Here is a 15,761-nt window from a genome sequence, read left to right on the forward strand (position 1 = left end):
AAATAGCTCCCGTTTTTTGGTATAAATCGCGCTTCAAATTTTCACCACTGCGAAAAGAGCAGTGAACTGGAGAAATATTCAATGAGACTTGCTCATAAGCGTAAGGTGCAGGCTAAACTGCAGAAACGCACTAAAGCGGCTGTAGTTAAAGCAGTGGCAACGCCGAAAAAAGCGAAGCCTGTCGCAGAGAAAGTTGTAGCAGAAAAAACTGTAGCAGCAAAACCAGCGGTAGAGAAAGCAGTAGCAGCAACGAAAGAAGTTGCAGTAGCACTGACTCCTAAGCAACAACAAGTTCTAGACATCGTTGTTAGCAATGCTGAAGGCATTAACCCTAAAGGTATCGGCCTCACAGCTGGTCAAGAAGACGCGAAAGCAGCTTCATGGGCAACAGGCGCATTGAAAAAACTTCTTGAAGAAAACCTAGTAGCGAAAGAGCAACTTGCAGGTAACAAGGTTATCTACAAAGCTATCTAATCCCTCGGGATTACACTCGCTTCGTTAAAGTTTTTAAGCCTCGATTATCGAGGCTTTTTTGTATCTGACGGATAATCCCAATCCCAATCCCAATCCCATACTCATATTCAAACCTAACATTCACGCCTAGCCCCAGAAGCTTCATTTCCAATCGGCTGACCCCTTCCGTTATTCATCTGTGTTTCGCGTGTCCCATGTTTCGAATCAGTAAGCACCAAAGTAGGGCGTCTGATTCTCTGAAACCTTGATTCTTATGGATTAAATGCGCTCGTGTGCATATCTGATGTGTGGTGGGAATAGGGCTTTATCACGAAATGGCAATCAATTGTTAACGGTGTTTAATTATTAATACTTAGGTATTTATCAATAAGCATTTCTCTAGTGAATAAGGTGAGTCCTTTAAAATCGACATTACTTAATGATCTCCTACGTAGTTCTACGTAATCCTTTGGTCTAATACGCAGTTTGTGTGGGCCCGTCGTGCGTGCTCTCCCTGATATCTAGTTGCCTCATCAAGGTGCACTCTTATGTTGAATCATAAAAAACACTCAAAGAAAGAGTGTTAACCCAACAAAAGGACGTGAACATGAGTCTCATTTCTAACTCCCTCACACGAGTTTTTAAAAACGTTGCGGTAACTGCAGCGGCTTGTTTAGCTTTGGTCGCTACCGGTGCAACTGCTGCTGATAAGGTTTATCGCTTGAAGCTTGCTGAAACATGGGGACCAAACTTCCCTGTATTCGGTGACGCGACGAAGAACATGGCTGCGATGGCTGAGAAAATGTCGAATGGTCGACTGCAAATCAGAATCGATTCAGCGAACAAACACAAAGCACCGCTTGGCGTTTTTGACATGGTTAAGTCTGGTCAATACGACATGGGTCACTCAGGCTCTTATTACTGGAAAGGTAAAGTTCCAAACACTCTTTACTTCACTTCTATGCCTTTCGGTATGACGCCTGCAGAACAATACGCGTGGTTCTATCACGGTGGTGGTATGGAGTTGATGGAGCAGGTTTACTCTCCACATAACTTGATGTCGTTCCCAGGTGGTAACACGGATATCCAGATGGGCGGTTGGTTTCAAAAAGAGATCAACAGCGTGGAAGACCTACAAGGTCTGAAAATGCGAATCCCAGGCTTTGCTGGTGAGATTCTGGCTGAGCTAGGCGCTAAACCTACCAATATTGCCCCTGGTGAGCTTTACACGTCTTTAGAGCGTCGCACGATAGATGCACTAGAGTGGGTAGGCCCATCACTTGATTTACGAATGGGCTTCCACAAGATTGCGCCTTACTACTACACAGGTTGGCATGAGCCGGGTTCAGAGCTTCAATTCCTAGTGAACAAACGCACTTGGAACAAGCTACCTGAAGACCTACAAGAAATCCTGCGTGTTGCAATGCGTACAGCAGCTTACGACATGTACACACAAGCAACGCACGAAAGTGGTAAGAACTGGGTTTCAATGAAGACAGAGTACCCAGATGTACAAGTGAAAGATTTCCCGCCAGAGGTTATGTCTGCACTGAAAGAAGCGAACGATCGCCTACTTGCTACACATGCTGAGAAAGATGAGCTAGCAAAAGAGATTCAAGCTTCACAAGCAAGCTACCTAGAGCAAGTGCGCTCATGGACGGATATTTCACACAGAGCTTATTTAAATAGCCAAGCGAAATAGTCGACAGCGATTGACCTAAAAGTTAAATGAACCCAAAGCAGATGCACTGTTATATCACTTGTGCCTAAGGGCTTAAGTATCTAAGCAGATAAGCAGCTAAGCAGCTAAGCAGCTAAGCAGCTAAGCGGCGGGTTCATTTTAACCATAATAATTAAGCAGGATAAATCCTGTAATACGCCCAAGAACCCTTTCTACGTCGTGCATCTTGTTAGCGCTACTCGTTGTAGCTGCACTAACTCTAATACGCGATGTCTTTTCAAATTCCATGGAGTCGGGAATGCGAAGTCTAATTTATATTGAACGCCTATTTAATCGTATTGGTGATGCACTGGGATGGCTTTCCAGTATGTTGTTTATCCTTCTTGTTGCTAACGTTGTGTATGACGTTGTGATGCGATACGCCTTTAACGATGTGTCTATCGCCTTCCAAGAGATGGAATGGCACCTTTTCTCAGCTGTATTCTTGTTAGGTGTTCCTTATGCCATCAAAGCCGGTGGCCACGTACGAGTTGATGTTTTCTACGAACAACTCAGCTTCAAGGCACAAGCGATTATTGACCTAATCGGCACCGTTGTCTTCCTGCTTCCTTTCTGTTTGCTGGTTGCTTGGTTTGGAATCGATGTTGCGAAAGAAAGTTATAACCTCGGTGAAACGTCGGGCGATCCCGGAGGCCTTCCTTACCGATGGATCATTAAAGCGATGATCCCACTTTCATTTTTCTTAATGGCACTCAGCGGAGTCGGTTTGATCCTGCATTCGCTCAACAAGATTTTTAATCCCCATCTCATCCACGCAAGCAATAATCATACAAAGAATAAGTAGAGGCTGAACATGATTGGAATAGTAATGTTTTTCGTAGCCTTGTTTGCACTTTTACTTGGCTTCCCGGTTGCGTTCACCTTTGGTGGTATCGCGTTAATCTTTGGTGTTTGGGCTGAAGGCATCGAAATGTTTGCCTTCATGCCATATCGAATCCAATCGATCATGGAAAATACGGTGCTGATGGCCGTTCCATTGTTCGTTTTCATGGGGCTTGTTCTACAAAAGACCAAGCTTGCTGAGCAGTTGCTTGAGTCAATGGGGCGATTGTTTGGTGGTGTTCGAGGTGGTATTGCTATCTCGACTGTGCTGGTGGGCTCACTACTTGCCGCATCAACGGGTGTAGTTGGTGCTTCAGTAGTGGCAATGGGACTTATCTCTCTGCCCGTGATGCTCAAGTACAACTACGACAAAGGCTTAGCCTGCGGCACCATTTGTGCGTCTGGTACGTTAGGGCAAATCATTCCGCCATCCATCGTCTTGATTTTATTGGGTGATGTATTGGGTGTACCGGTTGGGGACTTGTTCCAAGCGGCAATTTGGCCGGGCGTGATGCTAGTGGGTGCTTACATTGTTTATATCTTGATATACGCAAAGCTCAACCCTGAATCGGCTCAACCTATTGAGCGTGATGACTCTATTAGCCGTAAGCAAGAAGTGTTTAATGCGCTTAAAGCGATTCTTCCACCATTAGCGCTGATCATTGTTGTACTGGGCTCTATCTTTGCGGGTGTCGCTACGCCAACAGAATCGGCAGCGTTAGGCGGTGCTGGTGCATTGGTACTTGCGCTGTTATACGGTCAATTTAGTTGGTCGATGGTGTTTGCTGCGTCGAAAGAGACAGTTAAAGTGACCGCGATGGTCTTTGCTATCTTGCTTGGTGCGACGGCATTCTCGATGGCGTTTACTTACACGGGGGGTGATTACCTTGTTGAAGAGTGGATGTTGCAACTGCCAGGTGAAAAGTGGGGCTTCCTGATCATTACCATGTTGGTTATTTTGATTCTGGGTTTCTTCATCGATTTCGTAGAGATCTGTTTCATCATCGTGCCGATCATTGCGCCAGTGGCTGAATTGATGGGCATCAACATGACTTGGTTCGCTATCCTTATCGCAATGAACCTACAAACCTCATTCTTAACACCGCCATTTGGCTTCAGTTTGTTCTATTTGAAAGGGGTTGCACCGAAAGGCGTCACCACTAAGGACATCTACCGAGGCGTGATGCCGTTCATTCTGATTCAAATCCTCGTACTTGGATCACTTCTCGCTTTCCCATCTTTCTATGGAATGTGAGTGAAGCCTAGAATGTGAATGATATGTTTCAACGGCTATCTATAAATTGATAAAGTAAAACGGCTTATTGATGTTCAGTAAGCCGTTTTTTGTGAGGGTAAGGAATGCCTCTAAAAGCTAAGCTGATTTTGCTGACGTTACTCCCGTTGCTGCTAGTAACGGCGAGCATAAGTTGGATCTCGTTACACCAGACCAAGACGTTGGGTGCGAAAGAGGTCGAGATCTTCAGAGACAGCTTAATCAAGTCGCGTGAAAACGCCCTCAAAGACACCGTCGACCTCGCATTCGATGCGATCGAACATATCTACAACGACCCCGACATCAAAGAAGAGCAAGCCAAAACAGAAGTCCGAAGCATATTGTCTAAACTTAGATATGGCTCTGATGGTTACTTTTTTGCGTACGATCGCCACGGAACCAATTTGGTTCATCCAATCCAGCCAGAGTTGGTTGGCCAAAACTTACTTGAACTGCAAGATGAAGACGGTGACTTTCTGATAGAAGCGCTATTAAGAGAGGCGCAAACCGGAGGAGGATTCCACCAGTATTTGTGGCAAAAGCCGTCGACCGGAGAAGTGGTGTCTAAGCTGAGTTATGCCGCTTGGTTGGAGCGTTGGGATTGGATGATTGGCACGGGTTTGTATATTGAAGACGTGCATCAAGAAGTGGCTTCGATGCAGGCCGCGATCAACAAGAATATTGAAACCACGTTCTTTTCGATTGTGGTGATTTTGAGTGTGACCGTGGCGGTTATTATCGTACTTACCTTGGCCATTAACATGCATGAGCATCGAATCGCGGATAACAACTTAAAAGAGCTCGCCCATAAAACGGTGATGTTCCAAGAAGACGAGAAGAAGCATTTAGCGCGAGAGCTGCATGACGGTATTAATCAATTATTAGTATCAAGTCGTTGCCACTTAGAACTGCTTGGTAATAAGTTACAAAATGAAGACCTTAAAGCGCATTTGAATAAGTCGCAGCATTCACTGATGCGAGCGATTGAAGAGGTGAGACACATCTCCCATCAACTTCGTCCAAGCTCACTGGATGATATTGGCTTAGAAGCGGCGCTGTCTTCGTTGTTGTTAGATTTTCAGGCGCACTCGGGTATTGAAGTGGAGACTTTGTTTACCACTCAACCTGGCAAGTTGAAATCAGAAGCGGCGACGACCTTGTATCGAGTGGTGCAAGAGTCACTGAACAATATAGAGAAACACGCACAAGCGACCAAAGTGACGGTGATCGCGCAGCAAATCGGCAATGTGTTGCAACTGCTGATCCAAGATAACGGTGTCGGTTTCAACACTTATAAAGCGATGGAAAAACGAGGGATCGGTCTGCGCAATATGAGAGAGCGAGTGGAATTCATCGGTGGTGATTTTGAACTGATGAGTGAGATTGGCCTCGGAACGGAAATTACAGTGTTACTGACACTAGAGGGATTAATGAATGAGTGAAGTTATTCGAGTTGTGATCGCTGACGATCACCAAGTGGTACTGGATGGCTTTATGGCGAGATTGGAACTCGAGCCAGATATTTGCGTGATAGGAACCGCCAGTAATGGTTTGGAAGCGGTAGAGGTTGTTAAGTCTTTAAGGCCCGATGTGGTGTTGATGGATATTAGCATGCCTATCATGAACGGCATTGACGCAACCCACCTGATTAAAGAAGAAGACCCTGATGCCAAGGTGCTGATGCTGACCATGCATAACAACCGTGAATACATTATGAAGGTGATGCAGTCGGGTGCTGTCGGCTATATGTTGAAAGAGATTTCCGCTGAAAAAATGGTGCAGGCGATCAAAACGGTCAATCAAGGCTCGACCTATTTCTGTGAAAAAGTCACACAGAATTTGTTTACTCAACCGATTACTCCCACGCAATCCGTCAAGAATCCATTGAGCAGACGTGAAGAGGCGGTGTTGAAATTGGTGGCAAAAGGGGAGAGCAGTAAAGAGATCGCGAAGGGTTTAAATATCAGTTACCGAACGGTAGAAACACACAGACAAAACATTAAGCATAAGCTTGATATTCACTCAACTGCAGAATTAGCTAAGTATGCTGTCAATTTGGGGCTTGTGGACTGATCTTACGCTAAATTACATGAAAAGTGTAATTGAATTACTAACTTTGCCATTTATGCCTACTTTTTGGAGGTTTTTTTAGTATTTTTGCGACAGGTTGATATTCTTCTTTTCGAAATTTAAGCGCCGAATGCAATGTTGCAAACTGTGCGCTACAAATTAGAGAGGAAGCATGGAGCCTGTAAAAGATAGGTATAGTATTGAAAATACCGATTATACAGTAGGACAAGATAACGTTCAGAAATGGGGTTTTGACGTTCATAACCCAGTATTTGGAATCAGTGCAGGAGCGATCATCGTCTTCCTAATTGCACTTCTGGTTGCTGACCCTGAAACCGCAAAATCAGCACTTGATGGAATTAAATGGAAAGTCATCGGTAACTTCGATGGTTTCTTCATGTGGGCAGCCAACATCTTTGTTATTTTCTGTTTTGCCCTCATTGTCTCCCCGTATGGCAAGATACGTATTGGTGGCAATGATGCCAAAGCAGAGCACTCTAACCTATCTTGGATGTCGATGTTATTCGCCGCAGGAATGGGTATTGGTTTGATGTTCTGGGGTGTTGCTGAGCCAGTGGCTTACTTCACCGGCTGGTATGAAACACCACTTGGTGTTGAAGCTTATTCTCCTGAAGCCGCTAAGTTGGCGCTTGGCGCGACTATCTATAACTGGGGTTTACACGGTTGGTCTATTTACGCCGTTGTTGCTCTATCTCTTGCTTTTTTCACATTCAATAAAGGCCTACCACTTTCTATTCGTTCTATTTTCTACCCAATTTTAGGGGACAGAACTTGGGGTTGGTTTGGACATATCGTTGATATCGTCGCGGTATTAGCAACGCTATTTGGTCTTGCAACGTCGCTTGGCCTAGGCGCACAACAAGCTACCAGTGGTATTAACCATGTGTTTGGTACCGATGGTGGTATTGGCATGCAGTTGATTGTTATCGCAGTGGTGACTTTCTTAGCAACCATGTCAGTGGTTCGCGGCATTAACGGCGGCGTAAAGGTTCTAAGTAACGTCAACATGTTGGTTGCTTTGGGCTTGCTTATCTTCGTAACCATCGCTGGTGGCATGGCGGGTATTAAAGCTATTCCAACGGCATTGATGGGTTATATCGAAAACTTCATTCCTTTAAGTAATCCTCATGGTCGTGATGATGAAACTTGGATGCAAGGTTGGACGGTATTCTACTGGGCGTGGTGGATGTCTTGGTCACCATTCGTAGGCATGTTCATCGCTCGTATTTCTAAAGGACGTACCATTCGCGAATTCATCGTGGCGGTATTATTCATCCCAACGTCAGTAATTATTATCTGGATGGCGATTTTCGGTGGCATTGCGATTGACCAAGTGGCAAACAAGGTCGGTGAGATCGGTGTGAATGGTCTGCAAGATATTACACTGTCTCTGTTCCACACTTACGATGCGCTTCCAATGAGTTCAGTGCTTTCTGTTGTATCGATTGGCTTGATCATGGTGTTCTTCATCACCTCTTCAGACTCAGGCTCATTGGTTATCGATAGCATTACCTCTGGCGGTAAAGTAGATGCACCTGTGCCACAACGTGTATTTTGGGCGTTGATGGGCGGTGCGATTGCCGCAGTTTTACTTTGGGTTGGTGGTACGGAATCAATCCAAGCATTGCAAGCAGGAACAGTATCTATGGCGTTGCCATTTGCATTCATATTATTGCTTATGTGCCTAAGCTTATTGTTAGGTTTACGAACAGAAAATCAATTGGTTAAGCATCAAAATGCTTTGAGCTAAAAGTATTTTCCAAATAAAGGTCGACAGGGTCGGCCTTTTTTTCGTCAGTAATTTGAGTAATTACGTGAATTTTGTTTGAAAACTCATCGAACCGATTCTGGTTTACTGAAAACAATAAGTTAACCTGCTAAACTTCAGACATCCAAGTATTTGAATTATGTGACAACAGCTTGTACTACTTGGATCGTATGTTCGAGTTTGTGATTAAGTCGCAGGTAAGTAAGGGATACGAGGTCAACAGACCGTATTAGTATTCCGTAGAGAGGGATAATGACTAAAGGTATAGATAAATACAGTATCGACAGTACGGATTACACTGTCGGTCAAGATAACGTCCAAAAATGGGGTTTTGATGTTCATAACCCTGTATTTGGTATTAGCGCAGGCCTAATTACTTTGTTTTTGATCGGTGTTCTGATTACAGATACCGCATCAGCAAAAGCAGCACTTGATGGTGTTAAAGGTCAAATCATCAACTCGTTTGATTGGTTGTTCATCTGGTCTGGTAACATTTTTGTTATTTTCTGTTTAGGCCTGATTGTTTCACCATACGGCAAAATCCGCCTTGGTGGCGTTGATGCAACCGCAGATTACTCATTCATGTCTTGGCTATCGATGTTGTTTGCTGCAGGTATGGGTATCGGCCTTATGTTCTGGAGTGTGGTGGAACCCGCTGCTTACTTCACGGGTTGGTTTGAAACCCCGTTAGGCGTTGAACCAAATACACCAGAAGCTGCAAAATTGGCATTGGGTGCAACCATGTATCACTGGGGTCTACACCCTTGGGCTATTTATGGTGTTGTAGCGCTGTCACTTGCTTTCTTCTCTTACAATAAAGGTTTGCCTCTTTCTATTCGTTCTATTTTCTACCCAATCTTGGGTGATAGAGCGTGGGGTTGGGCTGGTCACATTGTTGATATTCTAGCGGTTCTTGCAACTTTGTTTGGTTTGGCGACGTCGCTGGGCTTAGGTGCGCAACAAGCAGCAAGTGGTATCCAACATGTCTTCGGAATCGAGGCTGGCTTAGGGCTACAAGTTGTTGTTATTACTGTAGTAACTTTATTAGCGGTGGTATCAGTACTTCGTGGTATTGATGGCGGTGTTAAAGTTATCAGTAACATCAACATGTTGGTTGCTTTCCTACTGCTTATCTTAGTGGCTCTAATCGGCTACGCGGTGACTTTAGGTTCTATCCCAACTACCTTTATGGCGTATGTTGAAAATATCATTCCATTGAGTAACCCTCATGGTCGTGAAGATGAAACGTGGATGCACGGTTGGACAGTATTCTACTGGGCTTGGTGGATTTCATGGTCACCATTCGTAGGTATGTTTATCGCGCGTGTTTCTAAAGGTCGTACTGTTCGTGAGTTCATCACAGCGGTTCTGATTGTTCCAACGACTGTTACTATCATTTGGATGTCAGTATTTGGTGGTATGGCGATTGACCAAATCGTGAATAACGTGGGTATCCTTGGTCAAGATGGTTTGACTGATGTATCACTAGCGATGTTCCAAATGTTTGATGCTCTGCCGTTCGGTACGCTGCTATCAATCATTGCGGTTATCTTGGTTCTAGTATTCTTCATTACATCGTCTGACTCAGGCTCTCTAGTTATCGACAGCATCACCGCGGGTGGTAAAGTTGATACTCCAGTACCTCAACGTGTGTTCTGGGCGTTCCTTGAAGGTGCGATCGCTGTGGCTCTATTGTGGGTTGGCGGTACAGAAGCAGTACAAGCTCTGCAAGCAGGTGCTATCTCGACAGCATTGCCGTTCACCATCATTCTATTACTGATGTGTGTGAGCTTGCTAATGGGTATGCGTACAGAAAAACGCTAACTTCTGAAGCTTAAATCGACCGCGATTTATAGGCGGTCGAATGCTAAATAATACGAAGGCAGGTGAGGAAACTCACCTGCCTTTTTTGCATCTATTTTCTATCTAGATTTTATACCTATTTCTATACATTTTTTACCGTATTGGAGCTGACATATTTCCTAATAACCATATACTTAGTAGCGCCTTGAATTTGGCGGCATGACAACTAATTGGCATAAGCTAAGGCTATGGTTTACATAAAAATATATTCCATTATTAAATCGTGAAATCGCTCGAATTTAATACTGATATTGGGTAGTATGCGCGAGATTTCCCACCACTCGTGAACTTTGACATGAAACTAACACTAAAACAGAAGTTAATAGGTGCTAGCCTATCTGCTGTTGTCGTTATGGCTACAGCGTTGACTTGGTTATCAGCAAACCAGTTATTTGAACAGACTCGTAATGGCGTATACCTACGAGCTGAAAGCGTATCAGAAGCAGCATCTGAAGGTATTAAGAACTGGATCGATATTCGTACGGATATCGCATCAGCATTTAATGACTTTTCACGAGAGGATGATGTTGTTCCTTTCCTTAAGCAAGCTCGTGTAGCGGGTGGCTTTGACGATATCTTTTTAGGTACTCCAGAAGGCGGAATGTACCGTTCACATCCTGAACGTAATCGCGCAGATTACGATCCTCGTCAACGTCCTTGGTACCAAGAAGCAAACGCTGCAGGTAAGCAAATCATTACTACGGCTTACCAAGATGCGATCACGAAAGCACTGCTAGTAACAATTGCAGAACCTGTGCGCCATAACGGCAAACTTGTTGGTGTTGTGGGTGCAGACGTACTTATCGATCAATTGGTTAACGATGTAATCAGCCTAGATGTGGGTGACAATGCAAACGCAATGCTAATTGATGCCTCTGACGGCACGTTCCTAGCACACCCTGATTCAGCATTGAGCTTGAAGCCGGTAAGCCAGCTTTCAAACGACATCTCTATGCCTATCATCGAGAACGCAGTGCGTACTGGTAGCATCGAGATCATTAAAGAGCGTGGCGCTGAGAAGCTGCTTTACTTCACGAAGGTTCCTAATACTAACTGGATCTTCGCGGTTCAAATGGACCGAGCAACTGAAGAAGCGAACCACTCGACACTGCTAACTCAGCTAATCATGACCGCTGTTGTGATTACGCTTATCGTGATCGTATTGGTTTCTTGGTTAGTGAGCTTCCTATTCCGCGACCTAAACCGTGTTTCTGCTGCACTTGAAGAAATTGCTTCAGGTGAAGGTGATCTTACTCAGCGTCTTGAGCCTAAGAGCGACGATGAGATTGGTCAGCTTGCTACAAACTTCAACCGTTTCGTGGGCAACATGCACACCATGGTGATCAAGCTAAGCGAAGTGTCTGCTGCATTGGGCAACCAAGCGCGCCAAACAGCTTCTCAAGCGGAAGAACGTAGTGCTCGCATCCAGATGCAACAAGACGAAATAAACATGGTCGCAACAGCCGTTAACGAAATGGCTGCAGCAACACAAGAAATCGCAGGTAACGCTGACCACACAGCTCAGAACTCATCTGAAGCGGTTGGCGCGTGTGAGCACGGTACTGGTCAAGTGACACAGACTCAAAGCTCTATCCAAAATCTGGCTCAAGAAGTTCAAATCGCAACGAATGTGATTCTAGAACTTGAAGAGCACGGCAACAGCATCAACGCTATCTTGTCGAACATTCAAGGTATCGCTGAACAAACGAACCTACTTGCACTTAACGCCGCTATCGAAGCAGCACGTGCGGGTGAGCAAGGTCGTGGTTTCGCAGTAGTAGCGGATGAAGTTCGTGTTCTGAGCCAACGTACACACGGTTCAACGCAAGAAATTCAACAGACTATCGAATTGCTGCAAGGCACAACAGGCAAAGCGGTTAACATCATGAACGATAGCCGTACGCTTGCTGAAACCAGTGTTGATGACGCTAACTCAGCAGCCGCGAGCCTAACGCAAATTCATGCTGCCGTTGAACGCATTAGCGACATGGCAACACAGATCGCTTCTGCTGCAGAAGAGCAAGCGTCAGTAACGTCTGAGATTACTCGTAACACTGAAGGAATCCGTGACGTATCTAACGAGCTAGCTGACGAAGCGCACCAAGCAGCAGAGCAAGCCGCTCAACTGTCTGAACTGTCTCACGAGCTAGAAAGCGAAATCAGCCGCTTCAAGCTGTAAGCGCTAACAGGTAATTTAAAAGCCGAATGTGATTATCACATTCGGCTTTTTTGTGCCTGCTCGTTAGAGCCTTAAACTACCGAACTAGTTGTTTGGGTAGCCTGGGAACTTAGCTTTAAGGGCTGCACGAGTAGGGAAGTACTGCTCCATAAATTTAACCATCGCAGGGTCGTTAGCTTGCAGCTCTGTGAATGTCGCAGAACTTAGTTCCTGAGCGCGGTAGCCTTTGTAGTTCACGTCGTAGTAAGCATACAGAGAGTAAGCTAGGTACTCTTGATCGTATGACTCTGCGTCTAGATCTGCTTCGACAATCGTTGAGTCTTTTCCGTTTGGAAAGTAAGAGCCCGCAAGAATCGCTTTTTCATTGAGTTCATCTAACTCTTTCTGCATCGTTGCCCATTTCGAAGAAGACGATTGTACCGCTAGATTCATAACACCGTAATCGTGTACAAAGTGGATGATTTCTTCAAATGCAGCATCTCTCTGAGTCGCTAAGTCCGGTTTGTTCTCGCCTTTTGTCGTGTCTGTAGTTTCAGTCGCGAACAGATCTTGGAAGCGGTAATTCTCATCTAAGAAGTCTCCTCCGTCTCTGTCAGACCAATCTTCATCATAAAAGAAACCCATGGTCGCTTTACTGTCGTAAATGGCCTTAGTTACTTCTGTTGGGAAGCTATCCAAGTAGTACTGCATGATGTTCTTAACGTGAGCCACTTTTGCTGCACCGTTATTTTTTGACTGGTCTTCAATCAACAGTGGGATCTTATAACCGTGTGCTTCTACGCATGTGCGTTGCTTGATGCCATTGGCGAGCAAATCACCTGTCGTATTTATGATAACAGCGCAGTCACTCGTTGGTACACGTGCAAACGTCTCTGACGCACTTTGAGCAAAGGATGGAACAAATTGAATGCCGTTACTTAAAGTGTTGCCCACACGAACATAGAGGTTCATCGGTCTCATTTGATCGATATTAAATTTTACGCCCGTGCTATCGGTAATGAATTGCTTGTTGATAGTGACAGTATCGGCCTGTTTCCATCGAACAACGTTGTTTATATTGTTTTCAACTTCTGCAATAGCAAGCTTTTCCAGTGTGCTCGTTGAGTTAAAGTTTTCGTAGTAAATACTGAAATTTTCGACGTTGAACGTTTTCCCCGCTGAGTTTGTTGCCGTCACAGAGAAGGTGATATCTGCATCGCTTTGAGTCTTGTAATTGCGCTTTGGAATGCCGTGAACTTGCGCGAAGCTGCCGCTCGATTTTAGATTATTACCGTACTGGGTAATATCAATGTTCACGTTCTTATCTGTACCCGTTGCAATCGACTTAACACGGAATTGCAGTGAGTAATTACTTCCTAAGCTAACAACGGATTTTGCGCTTGATGCATCGATTACATTCTTTGATGCGCTCGTGTTATTGCTGTCGCTGCCGCCGCACGCAGTAAGCATCGTAGTCAGAACAAGAGTTGGAATAATGAGTTTGTATACCATAGGGAACCAAGTTATCTGCAAGCTATAAAGCCAACATGTTACTAGAGATGGTATTTGCTCTTAGTAAGCTTTTGTAAGTTGTATATTGATAATGCTTACAAATGGTTTTTTGGTTATGGATTACATCCATCGATAGTTTGAAGGTCTTTCTTGAGTGAGACTTAAATGGGCTAGCCGCAGCTAACCCATTTCGTGTCAGTGTTTAGAAGTACTCTTTCGCGACTTCAACAGCCTTGTTCAGATCTGGAATCATCGTTAGCTCCGGAACACGTTGAATATGAACAATTTTGTTGTCTTTATCGACAACGAAAGTACTACGAGCCAGTAAGCCCAATTCGTTGATTTGCGTACCTGACTTAAATCCAAATGCGTGGTTTTTTGCATCTGAAAGCAAAGTTAATTTGTCGGTAATGCCTTTTTCTTTCTTGAATCGGTCAAGTGCGAACGTTGTATCTGCACTTAAGCCAATGAATTCAATGTTACTTGTTAATGCAGGGTTCGCTTCTACAAAGTTAGAAAGATCTTGAAGCTGTTGATCACATACTGGTGTATCAACGGATGCTAAAACGCTGAAGATACGAACTTTTTCTGTTTTTGCCGTGGTGTCGTATGGCTGATTTTGGTTCGTCATCAATGTAAACGAAGGCAAGTAGTCACCCACAGATAGGCTGTTGCCAACAAGGTTGAAAGTCGTCTCGTAGTATAAAGTCAGCGTATTGTCTTTCCCTGTCGGAGCGGTATCGCTGGTGGTTAAGTAGTCCGCAGCGCTAACGGTCGTTGTAAGAAATAGTGCAGCTAGCGTGATTAGCGTTTTTTTCATGTTTAGTCTCTTGAATTTGTTTAATTAAGCTCAGTTTCCAAGCGGAGCGAACTCTATCTGAGTTATTCAGGCTTTGTTCAAACAAATAGATAACGAAAATTACACCAATTGATGTAATACGCTAATGACAATCGAATTAACGTGCCAATACCAATGGATGACTCACTATTGACTTATTGGTTAAAAAGAAAGTTTACATAAACTGAGTATCTTGGAGATCTGTATTATTCTCACTTCTGAATTGTCATTTCTTACTTTGTAAGAGTGTAAGTAATTATGAGCTTTATTTTTGTAGATGATTGAGAAGTCCGTTTCGAAGACGTCATCATCATTTTTAGTTACTGTGATATCAATATGGCGCGCTTTACAGTCTTTGTAAGAGTTAAATCTTATTATCCCTTCAACGTTATCAAGATCTAATATTCCCGTATGATCAACAAGGTTGTATGAAATACTCTCGGTAGAGACTAAACGTTGATTCATGTTCTTATTAATATTATTGGTGTTATAGCAACCCCTGATTAGTGAGAGGGAAGTAATCGCCAATAACAGCATCATTACCTTTCTCAGGTAAACCACCTTGTCATTACTTTTTGTTGGGGCTTTAGTTATCGCTTGCTCGTTAATTGGCGGCAACGCCTCTACTTTTGCTTCAACTTCAACTTCAACTTCAACCTCGCCCCCAACCTTCCCCTCAATTTCTACAGGTTCGGCATCCATCTCGCTAGGAACCACCGTATTTATAAGTTCTTCAATTACGACGTTCTCAAGTAGATAGCCAGCTTTACTTACTGTGGTGAGTTTTACCTTCTTTATTTCAAGTGTACTCAGCGCTTTTCTTAGTGTGCTAATTGTATTGGTCAGTGATTGGTCGGATACCACTGCGCCATTCCAACATTCAGTAAACAGCTCATCTTTGCTAATACAAAGGCCACTGTGGGTGTGAAGGTAAAGTAAAACCCGAAAAGGCTTTGGCCTTAATTTGATTAAGGTTTTATTTTCAATATTCATTATTGAACGATCGCTAAGGTTTATATGTAGCTCATCATTAATTACAAGTGAATTATCATTATTCATTCTACTTCTCAAAAATTAATTATTGTCGTCGTTATTGCGCTTAACCTATTTGCTGCCGATTCTATTTTTTTTCCTAGTTTTAGCCATCAAAAATCAAGTTCGTTTGAAAAATGTGTGGAATGTAGATTTGGTGTGTTTTTCATTATTTTTGAGTGATGTGGTTTGAGGTAGGCGTAAGTAACA

12 protein-coding genes are annotated in these 15,761 nt (G+C 43.9%); 9 read left to right on the forward strand and 3 right to left on the reverse strand.

What is annotated here, in order from left to right; genetic code table 11:
• The first annotated feature begins 81 nt into the window (after positions 1-81).
• The 9 genes from BCT49_RS08450 to BCT49_RS08490 all read left to right on the forward strand — a co-directional run bounded on the left by BCT49_RS08450 (position 82) and on the right by BCT49_RS08490 (position 12,190).
• Positions 82-474, forward strand: coding sequence for a MarR family transcriptional regulator (locus BCT49_RS08450; RefSeq protein ID WP_102434853.1), 393 nt, complete (start codon positions 82-84; stop codon positions 472-474).
• A gap of 586 nt (positions 475-1,060) precedes the next feature.
• Positions 1,061-2,155 (forward strand): TRAP transporter substrate-binding protein, encoded by a 1,095-nt coding sequence (locus BCT49_RS08455; RefSeq protein WP_102434854.1) that lies wholly within the window; start codon positions 1,061-1,063, stop codon positions 2,153-2,155.
• Between the two features lie 265 nt (positions 2,156-2,420).
• Positions 2,421-2,978, forward strand: a complete 558-nt coding sequence (locus BCT49_RS08460; RefSeq protein WP_102434855.1) for a TRAP transporter small permease subunit — start codon at positions 2,421-2,423, stop codon at positions 2,976-2,978.
• Positions 2,979-2,987: 9 nt separating this feature from the next.
• Positions 2,988-4,271 carry a TRAP transporter large permease gene (locus BCT49_RS08465; protein WP_017078694.1) on the forward strand — a complete coding sequence of 428 codons (1,284 nt, stop codon included), beginning with the start codon at positions 2,988-2,990 and terminating at the stop codon, positions 4,269-4,271.
• Positions 4,272-4,375: 104 nt separating this feature from the next.
• On the forward strand, positions 4,376-5,731 hold the full coding sequence (locus tag BCT49_RS08470) for a cache domain-containing protein (protein WP_102434856.1): 1,356 nt from the start codon (positions 4,376-4,378) through the stop codon (positions 5,729-5,731).
• Positions 5,724-6,362 carry a response regulator transcription factor gene (locus BCT49_RS08475; RefSeq protein ID WP_102434857.1) on the forward strand — a complete coding sequence of 213 codons (639 nt, stop codon included), beginning with the start codon at positions 5,724-5,726 and terminating at the stop codon, positions 6,360-6,362. Before BCT49_RS08470 ends, BCT49_RS08475 begins: the two co-directional genes overlap by 8 nt.
• A gap of 169 nt (positions 6,363-6,531) precedes the next feature.
• Positions 6,532-8,130, forward strand: a complete 1,599-nt coding sequence (locus BCT49_RS08480) for a BCCT family transporter (protein ID WP_102434858.1) — start codon at positions 6,532-6,534, stop codon at positions 8,128-8,130.
• 270 nt (positions 8,131-8,400) lie between these two features.
• The gene (locus BCT49_RS08485; protein ID WP_102434859.1) at positions 8,401-9,972 is read left to right on the forward strand and encodes a BCCT family transporter; all 1,572 of its coding nucleotides are present in this window, start codon (positions 8,401-8,403) and stop codon (positions 9,970-9,972) included.
• 334 nt (positions 9,973-10,306) lie between these two features.
• Entirely contained in the window at positions 10,307-12,190 is a 1,884-nt protein-coding gene (locus BCT49_RS08490; RefSeq protein ID WP_102434860.1) for a methyl-accepting chemotaxis protein, read from the forward strand.
• Between the two features lie 84 nt (positions 12,191-12,274).
• Here the strand turns inward: BCT49_RS08490 and BCT49_RS08495 are convergent, their stop codons facing one another.
• The 3 genes from BCT49_RS08495 to BCT49_RS08505 form a co-directional block, all read right to left on the reverse strand.
• Complete coding sequence (locus tag BCT49_RS08495; RefSeq protein ID WP_102434861.1) at positions 12,275-13,681, reverse strand: hypothetical protein; 1,407 nt, start codon at positions 13,679-13,681, stop codon at positions 12,275-12,277.
• Positions 13,682-13,883: 202 nt separating this feature from the next.
• On the reverse strand, positions 13,884-14,501 hold the full coding sequence (locus tag BCT49_RS08500; RefSeq protein WP_102434862.1) for a redoxin family protein: 618 nt from the start codon (positions 14,499-14,501) through the stop codon (positions 13,884-13,886).
• Positions 14,502-14,681: 180 nt separating this feature from the next.
• Complete coding sequence (locus BCT49_RS08505) at positions 14,682-15,578, reverse strand: winged helix-turn-helix domain-containing protein (RefSeq protein ID WP_102434863.1); 897 nt, start codon at positions 15,576-15,578, stop codon at positions 14,682-14,684.
• Between the last annotated feature and the right edge of the window lie 183 nt (positions 15,579-15,761).

The organism is Vibrio lentus, assembly GCF_002875945.1.
Classification (GTDB): Bacteria; Pseudomonadota; Gammaproteobacteria; order Enterobacterales; family Vibrionaceae; genus Vibrio; species Vibrio apostichopi.